Source organism: Shinella sp. HY16, assembly GCF_028534175.1.
In the GTDB taxonomy this organism is placed as follows: Bacteria; Pseudomonadota; Alphaproteobacteria; order Rhizobiales; family Rhizobiaceae; genus Shinella.
In genome coordinates this window covers 21426-38974 of record NZ_JAHYXL010000005.1, presented here as the reverse complement: position 1 = coordinate 38974, position 17549 = coordinate 21426, and the positions used below count along the sequence as shown (strand labels likewise).

The window sequence follows — 17549 nt, the reverse complement described above, 5'->3', positions numbered from 1 at the left end:
CACGATCGGCGCAGCCGGCGCGGTCCGCGCCGGCTGCCGGACCAGATCATTTCGCCAGAACGGCATCCTCGAGCGACCATTGCAGGGATGGGCTCAGCCGCAAGCCATCAACCGCCTTGGCATAAGCATTGGCATAGGGCGGATAGTAGAGCGGGATCTGTGCGACCTCCTCGGTCGAGATCTTCTGGATCTCGTGATAGAGCGCGCCGCGCCGCGCCGGATCAAGCTCACGAACCGCCTCTTCCGTCAGCGCATTTACCTTCGGATTGTCGTAGTGCGTGTGAAAGCTGTGTGTGCCGCACGTTCCGCAGACGGCCCATCGCACCGCAAGATCCGGATCCGAGGTTTCATTGTACCACCAGCTCGGCGCGAGATCGTAGTCGCCGGCCGGTATGCGTTCCCACCAGACTCCGCGATCGACCTTCTCGATCTTCGTCTTGAGGCCGATTGCTGCCCATTGCGCCTGCAGGAGGGTCGCCAGCTTTTCCGCATCCGCATTGGCGGAGATCAGCATGGTCAGCTCCTTGCCGTCATAACCTCCTTCGGACAACAGCGTCTGCGCCAGCACCGGATCGTAGGCGATGCCGGGCAGATCCTTCGCGTGATAATCGAGCGCAGCCGGCAGGGTCGTGTTGGCCGGCATGCCGTTGCCGGCCGTCATCGCCTTGGCGATGGCCGGGACATTGAGCGCATGGGCCGCCGCCTGGCGAACCTTGATGTTGTCGAACGGCGGGCGACGCTCGTTGAGCAACGTCATATAGATGACAGTCGAGGGCTCCAGCGCCATCAGCAGACTATCCCGCGCCTTGACGGCTTCGAGCTGCGCCCACGGAACGTCACGCATCGCATCGAGCTCTCCGGACATCAGCATGGACACGCGGGTGTTGGAGTTTTCCACCTCGATCAGTTCGGCGCCATCGTTCTTCGGATACCCTTCGCGCCAGTAGTTCGGATTGGGTTCCAGCACCAGCCGGTCGTTCGGCCGCCACTCGCGGACCTGGTAGGGCCCTGATGTCACCGGCTTTTCGCTGAAGGCCATCTCCCCCCGCGCTTCCACGTCGGCCTTTGAAACGATGCCCGCATTGAACACTTCGAGATTGTCGAGGATCGGCGCAAAGCGATGCTTCAACCGCACTTTGACTGCGGCATCGCCCTGAACGCGCACGCTTTCGACGGCGGCGAGCGTCGCGGCATAGACCGATTTTTCATCCTTTAAGGCGCGGGTCAGGCTGAAGGCGACATCTTCGGCGGTGATCAGTCTGCCATCGGAGAATTTTGCCGCGCGTAGCGTGAAGACGAGCTCCAGTCCGTCCTCGGAAATCGTCCACGCGCTGGCCAGGCCCGGCTGCACCTTGCCGGCCTCATCCTTGCGCAGCAGGCGTGCATAGAGCTGACCGAAGGCCTCGATGTTTCCTGCCGCCGTCGAACGGATTGGATCGAGCGTGGTCGTCCGATAGGGCGACCCGATGCGGATAAGGCTTTCGGCCGAAACCGGCTGGGACAGCAGCGCGCCGGCAAAGGCGCAAGCCAGGAAGATGGATCTTCGTTTCATGTGACTTTCCCCTTTTTTGAGCGGCCCTCCCGGCCGAGCAAATTAATTCTGGTATATTTGTAACTATTATGTCAATCGATGTTATAAAAATATATCAGCGAAGGAGATGGCTATGGGAACACAAGGGGTGAAACTGCGCGGCCGCGCACTGGGGCTTCAATTTCCGGGGCGAACCGGCCCGTGGAACGCGATCACGGACGTCCCGGGCGTCGCCGTCGGCTATACGACATTGATTAGCGGCGACGGACCGCTCACCGTTGGCGAGGGCCCGGTGCGCACGGGCGTCACCGCCATTCTCCCTCGGGGCCAGACCAGAGAAATGCGACCGGTCTGGGCAGGCCTTCATGCGCTGAACGGCAACGGCGAGATGACGGGAAGCCACTGGATACGCCACGCGGGCCACTTTTGCGGCCCGATCTGCCTGACCAACACCCACAGCGTCGGCGCCGTACACGCAGCCGCGACCAAATGGATGATCCGCCAGCACGCCGATGACTTCCTTTCCGATCACGTATGGGCCATGCCCGTGGTGGCCGAGACCTATGACGGGGTATTGAACGACATCAACGGTCAGCACGTGCGTGAGGAGCATGTGTTCCAGGCACTCGACGCCGCAGCCTCGACGCCGCTCGCCGAAGGCAATGTCGGCGGCGGGACGGGCATGATCGCCTATGAATTCAAAGGGGGTACCGGCACGGCTTCGCAGACGGTGCGGCTCGGCGACACGAACTATACCGTTGGCGTCCTCGTCCAGGCGAACTACGGTCTGCGTGACTGGTTGACGGTGCTCGGCGTTCCGGTCGGGCGCCACCTTCAGGACGACCGGATGTACGATAGCGAACAGGGGTCCATCATCGTCGTCATCGCAACGGATATTCCGCTCCTGCCCAATCAGCTGGAACGGCTCGCCCAACGCGGCGGCATCGGGATCTCCCGCAGCGGCAGTCCGGGCGGCAATGGATCCGGCGACATCTTCCTCGCCTTCAGCACCGCCAACAGCTTCACCCGCAGGGAACTTGCCTCTGCCCTGCGCCCGATGACCTCGATCCCGGATGATTGGCTCGATCCCGTCTATCTCGCCACGGTCAATGCCGTGGACGAAGCCGTGATCAACGCCATGCTGGCGGCAGAGGACATGAGCTGCGTGAAAGCGCGCAAAAACCCCGTATGCAAGGCGATCAACCCGCGCCGCCTCCTGGAGTGCATGGGAAAATAGGCGATTTTCTCTCGAACCCGAAGAGAGGCGACAACGATATTGTGCAGTCGGTTCACGCCATACTCTTGGCAGGGTGCCGGATTGGCGTCATTGGAGCGGCAGGCGGCGCCCCTCGGGCAAATACCCGACTGAAGCCGTCAGACCCGGCCAAGGTGCCAGGAAGCAGCCTCCTGGCGACGCCGGCAAAGGCGCGCGTAGGAGCCCTCGGCCGCAAGCAGCGCATCGTGCCTGCCGCGCTCGACGATGCGCCCATCCATGAGCACGAGAATCTCGTCTGCGGCCTGAATGGTCGACAGCTTGTGAGCAACGACAATCAGCGTCTTTCTGGCCGTCAGGCAGGCGAGTGCTTCCTGGATTGCACGCTCGTTGCTCGGATCTATCGCCGCTGTCGCTTCGTCGAGAAGAACGATCGGGGCATCTTTCAGGATTGCCCGGGCGATCGAAATCCGCTGTCGCTCGCCACCAGAGAGCGTCGCCCCGCCTTCACCGACACGCGTACCGTACCCGCCCGGCAGCGCCAGGATGAACTCATGCGCCCGCGCAGCCTGTGCTGCGGCCACGACATCGGCCATGACCGCGCCGGGGCGGCCGAACGCAATATTGTCGAACAGCGTGCCGGCAAAGAGATAGACGTCCTGGAACACAACCGAAACAAGGCCGTTCAGCCGTTCTTCGGCAATGTCGCGAACGTCGACGCCGCCAATGCGGACCCTCCCCTGATCCACATCCCAGAACCGCGGCAGGAGGTTAAGCACCGTGCTCTTTCCCGCGCCGGACGGGCCAACGATCGCCGTCATCGACCGCTCGGGAACCGTGAAGCCGACATCCCGCAACACCGAACGGTCCGGTCCATACCCGAAGGAGACCGCCTCGAACGTGATGGCGAAACCGTCAGGCTCCCGCGGCACTTGCGGTTGCGGCAGCGGAACGGCCGTCATGATCCGATCGATGCGCGCCAGCGACGCATCGGCGATCCGCGCGAGTTCCATGACCGCTGCTAGCCCCAGGAGCGGCTGGTAGAGGGAGAAGACCAGCGCCAGGGAGGCGATCAACGTCGCAGTATCGATCGCGCCGTTCTCATGCCGCAAAGCCGCAGCCACCATGACAACCGGCACGCCCAGCATGATGACGATGGAGAACAAGGTCAGCGGCGTTGTGAGACGCACCACGAGCCGGATGGATATGTCGCGAAAATCCCTGAGGGCGGCTGCAAAACCTTCCTCGCCCCTTGCAATGCGGTTGAAGGCACGAATGACGGCAATACCCTGCGCATATTCGATCATCCGCGCGCTGGCCGCCGCCTGCAGGTCCTGACGCTGCAAACCCAGCTGCGACAGTTCGCGGCTTGCCCATAGAAACAACGGCACAGACACAAGGAGAAGAGTGAGCGCGGACAATCCGACCGCCCAATCCCTCAAGACGAGAAAGCCGAGAACCATGACCGGCAGGGCGAAAGCTTGTGCGATGCGCGGAAGCGCCTCCGAGAGAAAACCCTCCAGCATCTGCATATCGGAGGTCAACGCCGTCACCGTATCGCCGCGGTGACGCGACAGGTGAAAGCCCATAGGCAGGCATCTCAGGCGTGCGAGGAGCGACAGACGAAGTCGTCCGGCAAGCGCATAGCTGGAAAGCCAGCTCCGGGAAGCCGCGAGGTAGCCGAACAGGAGCTGCCCGGCAAGCGACGCCGTCATGATGAGCGCAACCTGACCGATCCGCCGCCAATCGAGGCTGCGCCCTTCCGCAATGCCCGAAACGACCCAAACAACAGCGCCGAATGCGATGCCGAGACACAGGGACTGCGCGATACGGAACAGGATGCCAAGCAGGATTCCGCCACCAAGCGGCCCGGCCAGCTCCCACAGGCGGGCAAGGCTTCCGAGGTCCGACCGATCGACGCGAGGGTTGCGGGGCTGCATCATCGTATCCTCTGCGGCTGCAGGCCCGCCTGCCCGCGCGTATAGTCGTCCCAGAGCCGGGAATAGAGGCCGCCGCCAGCGACCAGGTCCTCATGCCGCCCGCGCTCCACGATCCGCCCGGCATCGACCACGAGGATCTGGTCGGCACCGGCAATGGTGTGCAGGCGATGCGCGACAACGATCAGGGTACGCCCCGCGGAAAGCACGGAAAGTGCCTGCTGGATGGCCGCTTCGTTGTCAGGGTCAGCGAAGGCCGTCGCCTCATCGAGAACGATGATTGGCGCATCCTTGAGGATCGCCCGGGCAATCGCGATGCGCTGCCGTTCGCCGCCGGACAGTGCAACACCCCCTCCCCCGATGCAGGTGGCATAGCTCTCCGGCAACCCGCTTATGAAATCATGCGCCTGCGCCGATCGCGCCGCAGCCTCCACCTCCTCGTCGGTAGCGTCCGGCTTTCCGAAGCGGATGTTCGCAGCAATCGTGTCGGAGAAGAGGAATGTCGACTGAAAGACGAACGCGACCGTGTCCATCAGCTGGTCCAGACCGATATCGCGCACATCAACCCCGCCAATAGCGATGCCGCCGGACTGCACATCCCAGAAGCGTGGAATGAGGCTTGCAATTGTGCTTTTTCCAGCTCCCGAGGGCCCGACGATCGCCGTCACGGTTCCGGCGCGGGCCCGGAAACCGACATCGCGTAGCACAGGCTCTCCGCCATAGCCGAAACAGACCTTCTCGAAGCGGACATCGTGGGAAGCCAGCTCAAGCTTTTCCCTGTTGTCATGCTGCGGCTTCGCAGCCAGCAGCGCCGCAACCAGCGAGGAGCCCATACTGACATGGGCGAGGTTGTGGAACTGGTCGAACAGCTTGAGAAGCGGCTGGCTGTAGCTCGCGCCAAGAATGATGAAGAGCAGCAGCGTCGCAAGCGTGATCTCGCCGAGATGGAGCAGCACCAGTCCGAACGGCAGGATGAAGACGATGTTGGTCAGGACCAGACTGGCAAAAGTTCCCCCGAGCGGCAGATAGTCACGCGCCCATCGCGTCTCCAGCACCACATAGTCGCGCACGGCCGCACTCGCTTCGGCAAGGCTCTCGTCGCTGCGGTTGAACACCTTCACCACGGCCATGCCGGCGAGAAATTCGACGATCGCCGCGTTCATGCGCGAGGCCGCCGCCTGATAGGCCGGCGCGTTGCGCGCACTGCTGCGCATGGCGGCACCAAGCAGCCAGAAGGAGACCGGCGTGACGAAGATCGCGGCAAGCGCGAGCCGCCAGTCGAGCACGAGCAGCCAAACCGAAACCGCGAGCCACGCGGCGAGCGAGCTGACGCCCTCCGGCAGACCATGGGCGATGATGCCCTCCAGCTTCTCCGGCTCGTCGATTACGAGCTTCTTGGCATCACCACTCGGCCAGTCGGAGAAGTAGCCGAGCGGCAGGCGCACCATGTGCCGGGCCATGGCGTGCCGCAACCGGTGGATGGTATCGAAGGCGACGACATGTGAAAGACCAAGCGCCAGCCCCATCATCAGGCTACCAAGCAGGATCGCGCCAAAAGCAAGAACGGCATTTTTGACAGCGAAGCGCCAGACGAGGCCGCCTGCAACCGCCGCGTCGATGATGCGATAGACGGTCCAGACCGGGACCAGCTGCAGGAAAACGGAAAGCGTGGCCAGAGCGACGGCGCCCGCCAATGCCTTGCGCGACCCATCCAAAAACGGAAGCACAAGCCGCAGACTGGCAAAATAGTCGGGTGCGGGCATCGCCTGCGCCGCCTCTTGGTCGGTGGATATGGACATGGCACATGTGGAGAACAGGCTTGCGGATATGCATTGGCCGCCCCGCCGGGGCGGCCAGCGCGCGGCAGCTCAGAAGCGAAGGGTGATTCCCGCTCCGAAGGTACGGCCCCGTGCATAGGAGACGCCGAAGACGGTCGAGGTGCCCGAAGGATCCATTCCGAAGCGGTCCTTGATGGTCATGTACTGCTTGCCGATGAGATTGTCCCCGAAGAGGTAGGCTTCCCCGCCACCCCAATCGACGCCGAGGCGGGCGGAGACGACATGCGCCGGCTCGAGCTCCCCGGTGTTGGACGCATCGGTATAGCGCTTGCCCGTGTAGTTGTAGGCAAGGCGTGCATTGAACATCGTCTCGGCAAGGGCGCCCTCGAAACCGAGTTCGCTGCCCTCCGCCTGGTATTGAACGGCAGCGCGCGCCGTCCAGCGCGGAACCGTCGGCAACCAATTGCCGCTCACGAGGCGATCCTGCGCCGCCGTCACCTCGGCGGGCACGTTGCGCACTTCGCTGAAGGTGTAGCCAAGCCCACCGGAAAGCGTCCAGTTGCCGGTGACGTCATAGTCGCCGTCCAGTTCGAAGCCGTAGCTGCGGGCATCGAGATTGAAGGTGCGGCCGGTGAACGTCATATAATCCCAGGTCTGCATCTGCTCCTTCGACATGTCGTTGAAGAAGAGAGCAGCGTTCAGCTTCAACCGGTTGTCGAGCCAGGCGGACTTGGCCCCGACCTCATAGCTCATGATCGAAGAGGAATCGTAGGGATTGCGCGGAACGCCGGCCCACATCAGCGAATTCTCGACGGCATAACCGCCGCTCTTGAACCCGCGCGAGACGCTGGCATAGGTGGTCAGCTCGTCGGACCATTCGTAGCTGAGCGCCGCGCGGCCTGTCGCAAAGCCGTAGCTTTGTTCGCCATCCTCGTGAAACTCCTTCACGGCGCCGGCGGTGCCATCGCTGAAGAACGAACCGTCGAACGTCTTCTTCTCATGGGTCGCGCGCGCGCCGACCGACAGGTTGAACCGCTCCAGTACCGGATAGGTGATCTCGCCGAAGATGGCCTGGCCGGTCGTCGTCTGGTCATAGAAATATTCTCCCGTCGCCGACGGCCCGAAATACCACATTTCTACGGGGCGATGACGGTGCGCCCTGTCCTGGTAGAGAGACACGCCGGCGAGCCAGCCGATATCGGAGTCCGGCAACGACGAAAGGCGGAATTCCTGCGAAAGCCGGGTATCGCGCTTCGTCCAGCCGATGAAATTGGTATCAGGATCGAGGAAATCCTCCAGCGGAAGGCCGCTGAAATCATGGGCGATGAAGGCATCCGGGTAATTGTAGACGTTACGGTTCTTCAGCTTCGTGAAACTCGTCTGTGCAGTAAAGGTCATCGTCTCGAAATCGTGTTCGAGGCGGGAGTTGATGGTAGCCAGCTGCGTATCGTCGATCGTGTGGTTCTGTGCCGCAAGTTTTGCCTCGCCCGGGCGCAGGGCGATGTAGGTCGTCGGGGTCATGTCACTGTCCTCGCCCTGCAGGCTCAACAGCCAGCGTGTGTCTTCGGTCGGCGTGAACAGCAGCGATGCGCGGCCGACCCAGTTGTCTTCCGCGCCGAGATCGTCGCCGGCGATGTTGTCGATATAGCCGTCGATCGACGAACGGCGAAGGGCGATGCGTCCGGCCAGCACGTCGGGAATGAGCGAACCGTTCAGCATCGTCTCGGTGCGGTAGATGCCGTCATTGCCGAACTCGCCACGCACCGAACCGTGGAAATCGTGCGTCGGCTCCGCCGGGATCAGATTGATTGCGCCCCCCGAAGTGTTGCGCCCGAACAGCGTGTTCTGCGGCCCCTTCAGGATTTCGACGCGGTCGAGGTCGAGATAGGAGGAGGAGAAGGATCCGCCAAGCGGCAATGGAGCGCCGTCGATAAAGGTGAGAACGGAACTGTCATCCGGGCTGAGCGGTGTGAGGATGGGCGCGACGCCCCGCATGACGATGAAGCCATTGGAGCGATCGCCGAAGGTGCCGACACTGGCACCCGACACGTCGCGCATCACCGCCTGGCCGTCGAGCGCACGCTTTTCCTCGAGCGATTCTGCGGTTTCGACATCGAGCGACGCCGGCACGTTGCGAATGTCCTCCTTGCGCTTGCGGGCGGTGACCGTGATGGTTTCGAGCACGGTCGCGCCGTCATCCGCCTCCTGGGCATGGGCGGCATTCTGTGCGGGCAAGGCGAGGCAACCGGCAAGCACGGTTGTGGCGAGAAGAAGCGGGCGGTGATGGGCTGTCATGTTCACGGAAGTGGCAACCTTTCTGTCGTTGAAGCGGAAAGCCCGTCGGGTCGGCCTCGTGCGGTGCGCAACGCGACACCGGCGGCGGCAAGGCACAGGGCCATGGAAAGCCAAAGGAAGCTCTCCAGCCCGAGCGCCGTGACGAGAGAACCCGAGATCGAAGCGGCAAGGATCGAGAGCGAAAGATCGACGGAAGCGAGTGCCGCCGCGCGGCTGGCGCAGCGCGGCCCGTCGCTGACGGCCAGCGAAAGCGCCTTGAACGGCGCGATGAAGGCATAGCCGAGCGAGAGGAAGATGAGGGTCAGCGTGATGGCGAAGGCGGGGCTGCGCAGCGTTTCGTGGGTCAGCGCCGCCAGGGCGAAGAACACCGCAGCGACGAGACCCATCACGCCGATGGCGCGCAGAGCGCCGATCCTCAGCAGGAACCAGCCGCCGACAAGTGCAGAGCCGAGGCCCAGCACGTTACTGCCGAAGGCACCGAAGAAACCGGCCTGGCTGGCCGATACGCCATAGTCCACCTGAAGGATCGGCAGATAGCCCGCAATCATGCCCAATCCCATCTTGGAGAGAAGCGATATGCAGAGCAGCCGCCGGACAGCCGGATTGCGCAGGAAGGCACCGGTCGAGCCGCCTTCGCCTGATCCTGTTCCATCGATTGAAACGGCGCGCGACGGCCGGGCGGCCGGCAAGGCCAGAATGGGAAGGGCCGCCACCGCCGTGGCGAGGGCGATCAGGACGACGACGGTGCTCCATGCCAGCCCGCCGGCCAGCATCGCACCGAGACCAAGGACGACGCCGCCGACCGTAAAGCCCACCGTCTGCCATATGCTGGCATGGCGACGGTCGCCTCCCCCCAGCGTTGCGACGGTGTAACCGTCGAGGCCGGTCGTGCCGGTGGAGAGGATGACGAAGAGCACGGCGGCGATCGTCATGATGCTTGCAATCTGGCCAGCCGGTTCCACGAGACCGAAGGCCAGCACGGCAGGAACCGCCGTGGCAGCGCACGCGGCCAGGACGATCTTGAAGCGTCGCGCATCGCCACGGGCATAACGATCGATGGCCGGGGCCCACAACGCCCGCAGGGCGTAGGGCAGATAGACCAGCGCCAGCAGGCTGATGGTCGTCGCCGAATGACCGACCTCGCGCAACTGCGCCGGCAGAAGATAGAACACATAGGACATGGGGATGGCCGTCGCCGTATAGAAGGCGGCGGCCCCCAGAAAGGCCCGGGACATACCGGATCGCGCTTCGTCCTGCATCTGCACTTTCAGCACCCGTTGTTTGATTTACGGGTGCTTCCTTAGCAGCGAGGAGCTTTTGCGCGTCGGGACAAGACTATTGCGGATCAGGCAGATTTCGTCTGCTCGGTGCTGGGAGGATGGCCGAACTGCCGGCGATACGCGCTGGTGAAGTTCGCAGGCGTGGCAAACCCGCAGCGATAGGCGATGACGGAGAGCGGAAGCCGGCCGTCACGTACCAGCACTCGGGCGTGGTCAAGCAGGCTGTTGCGGACATAGGTGGTGATGGACAGCCCGAACGTCGCCTTGAAGGCCCGTCGCAGGGTGCTTTCGTTGGTCGCGAGGAGCGATGCGATTTCCGGGATCGAGGGCAGATCCGCGATGTTGGCGTCGAGATAGTCCCGCAAGGCATGGGCGCGCTCGCGCTGCCGGCGATCGGCCTGGCCCACCGCCGGCTCCGCGCCGAGCGCCCTGCCAAGCTCGACGACCGCAGCAAGGCCGAGGCTCGTCATGTGCAACCCGGCAAGGTAGCCGTCCTGCGGCGCCTGGAACATCTGCTGCAGGACCGAGCGCAGCGCACCGGCCTTGGCCAGGTGTCGCGAAACGAGATCGTTGCCGTCAAGAAGCGCCATCATTTCGCAGGGTACATCCACCGCATCGAAGAAATTCGCGCCGATGTAGAGCGCGGCCATGGCGATGCAGATGTTCTCCGGCTGGCTTTCCAGAAAGTCCAGTTCACGGGAGGAACCATAGACAAGGGTCTCGCCGCCCGATCTCAGGGCAAGGGAGTGGCCGTCTATCCGGCTCGTCCAACTGCCCTCGAAAGCATGACTGATGCAGATGCCCGGCGCGAACTGGCCCGTCGCCTCAAGCGGTGCGGTCGTGGTCAGTCGGCAATCGATATATTGCAAATACGGGGATAGTGCGCGCGTGCGATGCCGGCCTGTCGCAAAAACCAGCGGCTCGCTATCCGCAGGCGAATAAAGCACGTCGGCAAGCGATATGTCGCCGGCTTCCATCATCGCGACGGTGTCTTCCCTGTAGGGTGACCAATGACCCATCCTGCCTCGACACCCTTCGTACTGTCTCTTTCGCCTGCCGTCTGGGTGCGCGCCTTGGAAAGACAAGCCCGCCGAACAACCGGCATTGGCAATATGCGGGCAGTTTGAAGCCTTCCCCGCTCTCTCTATAGGGGACCACCATAAATATGAGTATATAAATCATGTTTATGGTGGTCAAGGCACCAACCGTCTTGACGCCAAGAAGATGCATGGATAGCGTGCGCGCCGATGGTTCCCCGCCCGATAACTCGACGGGGATTAATAGGGAACACGGTGAGGCCCCGTCAGGGACCAAGGCCGTGGCTGCCCCCGCAACTGTAAGCGGATTGCCGTCTATCCTTGTGGCGCGAGAGCGCCATGCCACTGCGGGCCACCATCCGCGGGAAGGCAGATGGGCGACAGATATCCGTGAGCCAGGAGACCTGCCATCAAGCATAGTTTTCCGTGGCCGGGGATGGTCAGCAGGATGACGGTTCACCGATGGCTTGTCATATCATCCGGTCGCCTCATTTTCTGCCTGCCCCGTTCGCTAGCGAGGTGGGTGGGTGCAATCAGCAACAGGTATTTCGGAGAGCCGGCGCCGCGGTCGTGCGATCGTGGTTCTGGCCAAGGCGGCTTTCGCTGCAGCTCCGCACCAGGAGATGGCAAGAATTGCCGACATCGTGGCCGCCTTTGCAGGCGTCGGTCGCGTTATTTCCGCGTTTTCGGAACAGGGTCGCCCGTCGCTCCGTGACGCACTTCATGATCTGCTGGACGGGCAATACGATGCCATCACGATCTTGCCGCTCGTGTTGCCGATGGAACCGAGCTTCCACATCTGGCTGACAAAATCACTCAAGCGCTGGCAGCATGAATCCAACCGGCCATGGCCGCCGGTGGCGATAGCGCGGGACGTTGCGCGCAGCACACTGATGCCTGCCGTCCTCTCGGAACTGTTGGCCGAGGGGCCGGACGCACCTGTTCCCGTTCCGCCCGAGGCCGTGACCGAAGGTTCGCTCGTGCCGGCGCAGAAGCGACGCGTGCTGGTCTGCGAAGGCGGCCCGTGCAACTCGGCAGGCGCGGATGTGCTCTGGGGGCATCTGCGTAACGAGCAGGAACGGCTGAAGCTGCGCGTGACGGGCGAAGGCACGATGTCCGCCAAGTCCACTTGCCTTGGTCCTTGCAATCTTGCGCCCGTCGTCCAGGTCTGGCCTGAAGGCACCTACTATGGCGGCGTCAACGAGGCCGCCCTCGACCACATTATTTCCGAGCACCTTCTCGAAGGCCGTGTTGCCAGCGAACACGCCTATGAACCAAACGGACGCAAGCAGCGCCTCCGCGCCAGCTGTCCTCAATCCAACCCGATGGGAGAATAAGATGGGATACGTTCCGCGTGCTGCGATAGCAGCGCTCGTGGTTGCCTGCACTGGGCTGATGAGTGCGGCTTTTGCCGCGGATATGGCGCCGGCGGACGAGCAGGTGTTGCGCCTTGTCACCGCCAACATGCCGCGCTCACTCGATCCCATCAATATCGATGCACAACGGATCATCAACAACGGCTTCGCCGAACCACTGGTTCACGCCAGCCTCGACGGTGCATCGCTCATCCCCGCGCTTGCCAAGAGCTGGGCGATGGTCGAGCCTACGATTTGGCGCATCGAGCTTCAGCCAAATGCCAAATTCTGGAGTGGCGCAGCAGTCGATGCGGCGGCCGTTCAGGCGTCTTTCGAGCGTCACCAGGCAAAAAACACCCGCGCCGGTTCGCTTCTCAAGGGAGCAACCTTCAAGGCAGTCGGGCCAACAACGCTTGAGATCCGCACACAGGCGGCGGATCCCGCCTTCCTGTTCAAGACCGTCACAATCGGCATCCACAACGCTGCCAAGGCTGATGAACTCGGCGACAAGTATGCGATGGAAGCCGACCTTTCGGGCTACTTCAAGCCGACCCAATTCGTGCCCGGCGAATTGGTCGTCGCTCAGCCTTTCGACGGATACTGGGGTGAGAAGCCGAAGCTGAAGCGCCTCGAGGCACGCTTTGTCGTCGATCCCCAGACCCGGTATCTCGCCCTGCAATCCGGCGAAGCGGATATGGACGCCAACGTCCAGTTCGAGCAGCGCCGGTCCTACATCCGAAGCAAGAAGTTTCAGTTTCCGGCCGTCAATCAGACCAACTGGAACATCTGGATGAACTACCGCAACCCGTTGCTGCAGGATGCGAAGCTCCGCGAAGCCTTGAGCCTCGGTGTAGACCGGAAGGAAATCGTGGACGGGGTCATGGCTCCCTTCGCCACCTATTCCACCGGGCATTTTCCGGCCGGCCTGCCCTATGCCATCAAGACACAGCAAGCATCCGATGTCGAAAAGGCGAACGTTCTTCTCGACCAGCTTGGCTGGAAGCCGGGCGCTGACGGTATCCGCGTGAAGGACGGCAAGCGTCTGGAATTTTCTGTTCTGACCTATGGTTGGTGGCAAACTGTCGCTATCGCCTTGGAGGCGCAATGGCGCAAGATCGGCGTGGCGACCAAGCTGCAAGTGGTCGAGCCCACGGCTTCGAACCAGATCATGCTCGACGGAGCCTTCGATATTGCCACCTATTGTTCATGTGGCGCTGCGACCGGCGACCTTCATGGGCAGCTTGCGAGCTTTTACCGTTCGGACGCCGTTCAGAACTGGCAGAAATATGCAAATCCGCAGGTCGACGCGCTCATCGACCAGTTGCGAACCGAACTCGAGCCGGAAAAACGCTTCGAACTCTCTCGCCAGATCCAGGACAGGGTCATGCAGGACCATGCATTGCTTTACGTAGCAAACTCCGAGCTGATTGCTATTGCGCAGGGTGTAAAAGTCGGAGGGGTAGATCCTGAGCGCCCGCGCGATATCACACCTTCGATGTTCATCAAGGCTGAGTAGGGTTCGTGCTGGCTTATGCCGTAAAGCGGGCATTTGCCGGCCTCTCGGTTCTGCTCGGGATTACCGTCGTCATCTTCTTGATGCTGCGCTTCATCCCGGGCGACCCCGCGACGGCCGTGCTGCTCACCATGGTCGAGCCCGGTCTCGATTCCGCACAAATCACACAGGGCGACATTCAGCAGATGCGGGAGCAGATGGGGCTGAACGACCCGTTGCCTGAACAATATGTCAAATGGCTCGGCCGTGTCGTATCGGGCAATCTTGGCACTTCCCTGCGCAGCCGCCAGCCGATCGTCGACGAGCTCTCCGTTCGTCTCCCGGCAACGTTGGCCCTTGCTGGAACGTCGCTGCTCGTGATGTTCGTAATCGCTCTTCCAAGCGGCATCCTCGGCGGTCTTTATGCCGGCAGGCCGGTGGATCACGTCACCCGGTTTCTCAGCCTGATCGGCGAGTCGATGCCGAGCTTTTTTCTCGGCGTCCTGCTCATCTACCTGTTTACGATCGAGCTGGGCTGGCTACCGGCACTGGGCTGGCAAAGGCCGGAAAGCATCATTCTGCCGGCCCTGACGCTCGGAACCGGCATTGCCGCTGCAACCTCACGGCTGTTACGGGCAAGCCTTCTCGATACCCTGTCGCAGCCATACATGCTGATGGCCGAGGCGAAGGGTATGCCGCGCGGCATACTCCTGTTTCGCCACGCTCTGCGGCCGGCGCTGATCCCGGTCCTCACCTCCGCGTCCCTGGTTGCGGGCGGATTGCTTGGCGGTGCGGCCGTGGTCGAGACTGTTTTCGCCTGGCCCGGGATCGGGCGCTACGTCATCGAGGCGATCAGCGGCCGCGACTACCCCGTCGTCCAGGGGTTCACTCTCATCATGGCCACCATGTTCGTCATCATCAATTTCACGGTCGACATGCTCTATCGCTTCCTCGACCCTCGCGTGCGAGTGGAGGAGGGAAACCATGGCTGATCGCGTTCTTCGCCGCTTTGTAATCAACCTGAAGCGGGATCCTCTTGGCCTGTTGCTTTTGCTCGTCATGGTCGGGATTGTCGCGATGGTGCTGGCCGCTCCTCTGTTGAGCAAGGCAAGTCCGATCGATACGAACTTCCGCGATGTGCTGCTGCCGCCAAGCGCCACCCACCTGCTGGGTACGGACGATTTCGGGCGGGATGTTTTCACCCGCCTGCTCTACGGCGGCCGGACGTCGCTCATGGTCGGTGCGATCGCCGTCATCATTGTCATGACGATTGGCGTCTCGGTGGGCATCACAGCCGGCTACTTCGGCGGCGTGGTCGATCTCGTACTGACCAAACTCATCGACGTGCTGCTGGCCTTTCCGCGCCTGGTTCTCGCCATCGCCGTCGCAGCCTTGATGGGGGGCGGGATTGTGCCTCTGGTCATTGCCGTCTCGGCGGTGGCTTGGCCTGCCTACGCGCGGATCATCCGTGGATTCACGCTGCAGATATCCCGGGAAGGTTATGTCGCCGCTGCTCGCTGCATGGGTACACCCACCTGGAAGATCCTGTTTCGGCATATCGCTATCAACCTGGTCGGTCCAATCCTCGTCCTCGGCATGCTCGATATCGGAAACATGATCCTTGCCGTTTCCGCTCTCTCCTTTCTCGGCCTTGGCGTGCCTCCTCCCGCTCCGGAATGGGGCGCGATGCTCAATGACGGTAGGGCGAGCATGGAGATCGCACCCTGGCTGGTTCTGGCTCCGGGGATAGCGCTCTTCCTCGTGGTGCTCTCGGTCAACTACTTTGGCGACGTCGTGCGGGATAGTGTCGAAAGCCGCACCGTTCATGGCCCGCGCAGCTGGATCGTATGGCCGACATTTCGATCCCGGCCTAGGGAACCTTTCCCTGTTCAACCGGATCATGCTCTGCCTACACCGGTACTCAGCCTAGCCAATGTACGGGTGGAGGTGGCCGACCGACGTTCGCCATTTTTCGGCCGCTGCATTCTGGATAACGTCAGCCTTCACGTAGAGCCCGGCGAGTGCGTCGGCCTCATCGGCGAAAGCGGCTCCGGCAAAAGTACGCTCGCGACGCTGGCCCTTGGGTTGACCCGCCCGCCGCTGGCTCTGACAGATGGCGATGTAACCCTACTCGGAAAAAACACCGCCGGCTGGTCGTGGGACGACTGGCAAAACGTGCGCGGGAGGACGGTGACGCTGGTCAATCAGGATCCGCTGTCTGCCCTCAATCCGGTCTTGCGCATCGGCGACCAGATTCGGGAGGTTGTGCAAGTCCACATGGCGCCTTCACGTGTCGAACTTGAACGACGACTGCGGGAAGTGCTCGATGAAGTCCATCTGCCACATCGCGTCATCGACCAATTTCCCCACGAACTGAGCGGCGGCATGCGCCAGCGCGTCGTGATCGCCATGGCGGTCGTCAACCGGCCACGCCTGCTCATTGCCGACGAACCGACCACGGCGCTCGATGTATCGACTCAGGTTCGCATCCTAGACCTTATGCGCGAACTCCAGTCTCTCTATGGTCTCGGATTGCTGTTCATCTCCCACGACCTGCGGGTCGTATCACGGGTAGCCGACCGGGTCGTGATCATGCGCGAGGGGCAAATGGTCGAAACGGGGCTCGCCAACAAGATTTTCACCCGGCCGAGCCACGCCTATACCCGGGAGCTACTGGCCGCCGTACCCGGCCGCCAACTGCAGCCACTTCGCGCCTATGGAACGTGACCCATGCTGACCATCGAACGCCTTTCCAAGAGCTATGGGAAACAGCAAATTCTCACCGAGGTATCCTTCAAGGTCGGCGCCGGCGAGATCGTTGGACTGGTCGGGCAATCCGGCTCCGGCAAGAGCACCATCGCAAAATGCATCCTGGGGCTGGAACGCCCCGATGCCGGTCAGATGAGCTGGCGCGGCCGCTCCCTTGCAGAACGCACCGTTCGCCGGACCGCATCGCGCGAAATCCAGGCTGTTTTCCAGGATCCACGGTCCAGCCTCAATCCACGCTGGACCGTGCGCCAACTGCTCAGCGAACCCCTCGACAATTGGACGCCGAGTGAGGAAGGTTCAGCTCGCGGCGCGCGCCTGACGGCCCTGCTCGATCGCGTGACGTTAAGCGGCAATCTACTGGATCGTTATCCTCACGAACTCAGCACCGGCCAATGCCAGCGGCTCTGCGTGGCACGCGCTCTGGCACCGGATCCCGCCTTGCTCGTCCTCGATGAGCCGCTGTCTGCGCTCGATGTTTCGGTACAGGCTCGGCTGATCGAACTGTTGATGGAACTCCATCGGTCCGCAGGCATCGGATATCTGCTGATCACCCATGATTTCGCGGTGGCTGGAGACCTATGCGAGAAAATTGTCGTCTTGAATGAAGGACGAGTGGTGGAAACGGGACATGCCGCAAGCATCCTTGTCCATCCGACGCACACCTACACCCAGGGCTTGCTCCGCGATGTTCTGCCACCGCCATACACGCAGCACGAACCGAAATAGTGGAAGCAAAAATTCGGCTGATGGAGAAAGGGCGCTGAAGAGTTTCAGCCAGATTTTCATTGTGGCGAAGCTATGCTTTAGAACCCATCGGGTATCAATGGATCGAGAGCGACTGGACGTTGTGGTCGGTATCTGC

12 protein-coding genes and 1 riboswitch are annotated in these 17549 nt (G+C 62.3%); of the genes, 6 read left to right on the top strand and 6 right to left on the bottom strand.

What is annotated here, in order from left to right:
- Window positions 1–46: 46 nt before the first annotated feature.
- Complete coding sequence (locus tag K0P03_RS30590) at window positions 47–1552, bottom strand: ABC transporter substrate-binding protein (RefSeq protein ID WP_272791588.1); 1506 nt, start codon at window positions 1550–1552, stop codon at window positions 47–49.
- Between the two features lie 112 nt (window positions 1553–1664).
- Between K0P03_RS30590 and K0P03_RS30585 the strand changes: the two genes are divergently transcribed.
- Window positions 1665–2768: a DmpA family aminopeptidase gene (locus tag K0P03_RS30585; protein ID WP_272791587.1), complete on the top strand. Its 1104-nt coding sequence runs from the start codon at window positions 1665–1667 to the stop codon at window positions 2766–2768.
- Window positions 2769–2905: 137 nt separating this feature from the next.
- On the opposite strand, the gene K0P03_RS30580 is transcribed toward K0P03_RS30585, so the two are convergent.
- The 5 genes from K0P03_RS30580 to K0P03_RS30560 all read right to left on the bottom strand — a co-directional run bounded on the left by K0P03_RS30580 (window position 2906) and on the right by K0P03_RS30560 (window position 11053).
- Window positions 2906–4687 (bottom strand): ABC transporter ATP-binding protein, encoded by a 1782-nt coding sequence (locus tag K0P03_RS30580; protein WP_272791586.1) that lies wholly within the window; start codon window positions 4685–4687, stop codon window positions 2906–2908.
- Window positions 4684–6480: an ABC transporter ATP-binding protein gene (locus K0P03_RS30575; RefSeq protein ID WP_272791585.1), complete on the bottom strand. Its 1797-nt coding sequence runs from the start codon at window positions 6478–6480 to the stop codon at window positions 4684–4686. Before K0P03_RS30575 ends, K0P03_RS30580 begins: the two co-directional genes overlap by 4 nt.
- Before the next feature lie 69 nt (window positions 6481–6549).
- On the bottom strand, window positions 6550–8754 hold the full coding sequence (locus tag K0P03_RS30570; RefSeq protein WP_272791737.1) for a TonB-dependent receptor: 2205 nt from the start codon (window positions 8752–8754) through the stop codon (window positions 6550–6552).
- Window positions 8755–8756: 2 nt separating this feature from the next.
- Entirely contained in the window at window positions 8757–10013 is a 1257-nt protein-coding gene (locus tag K0P03_RS30565; RefSeq protein ID WP_272816005.1) for an MFS transporter, read from the bottom strand.
- Between the two features lie 86 nt (window positions 10014–10099).
- Complete coding sequence (locus K0P03_RS30560; RefSeq protein WP_272791583.1) at window positions 10100–11053, bottom strand: helix-turn-helix transcriptional regulator; 954 nt, start codon at window positions 11051–11053, stop codon at window positions 10100–10102.
- A gap of 212 nt (window positions 11054–11265) precedes the next feature.
- A riboswitch (cobalamin riboswitch) is annotated at window positions 11266–11497 on the top strand.
- Between the two features lie 152 nt (window positions 11498–11649).
- On the opposite strand from K0P03_RS30560, the gene K0P03_RS30555 reads away from it, so the two are divergent.
- Genes K0P03_RS30555 through K0P03_RS30535 form a run of 5 tightly spaced genes read left to right on the top strand, consistent with a single transcriptional unit; the run spans window position 11650 to window position 17413 of the window.
- On the top strand, window positions 11650–12408 hold the full coding sequence (locus K0P03_RS30555) for a (2Fe-2S) ferredoxin domain-containing protein (protein WP_272791582.1): 759 nt from the start codon (window positions 11650–11652) through the stop codon (window positions 12406–12408).
- A gap of 1 nt (window position 12409) precedes the next feature.
- Window positions 12410–13942 carry an ABC transporter substrate-binding protein gene (locus K0P03_RS30550; RefSeq protein WP_272791581.1) on the top strand — a complete coding sequence of 511 codons (1533 nt, stop codon included), beginning with the start codon at window positions 12410–12412 and terminating at the stop codon, window positions 13940–13942.
- A 5-nt stretch (window positions 13943–13947) separates the two neighbouring features.
- Complete coding sequence (gene nikB / locus K0P03_RS30545) at window positions 13948–14910, top strand: nickel ABC transporter permease (protein ID WP_272791580.1); 963 nt, start codon at window positions 13948–13950, stop codon at window positions 14908–14910.
- Window positions 14903–16645 (top strand): dipeptide/oligopeptide/nickel ABC transporter permease/ATP-binding protein, encoded by a 1743-nt coding sequence (locus K0P03_RS30540; protein ID WP_272791579.1) that lies wholly within the window; start codon window positions 14903–14905, stop codon window positions 16643–16645. Before nikB ends, K0P03_RS30540 begins: the two co-directional genes overlap by 8 nt.
- Before the next feature lie 3 nt (window positions 16646–16648).
- A complete protein-coding gene (locus tag K0P03_RS30535; protein ID WP_272791578.1) occupies window positions 16649–17413 on the top strand; it encodes an ABC transporter ATP-binding protein in 765 nt (254 codons plus the stop codon).
- Window positions 17414–17549 lie beyond the last annotated feature (136 nt).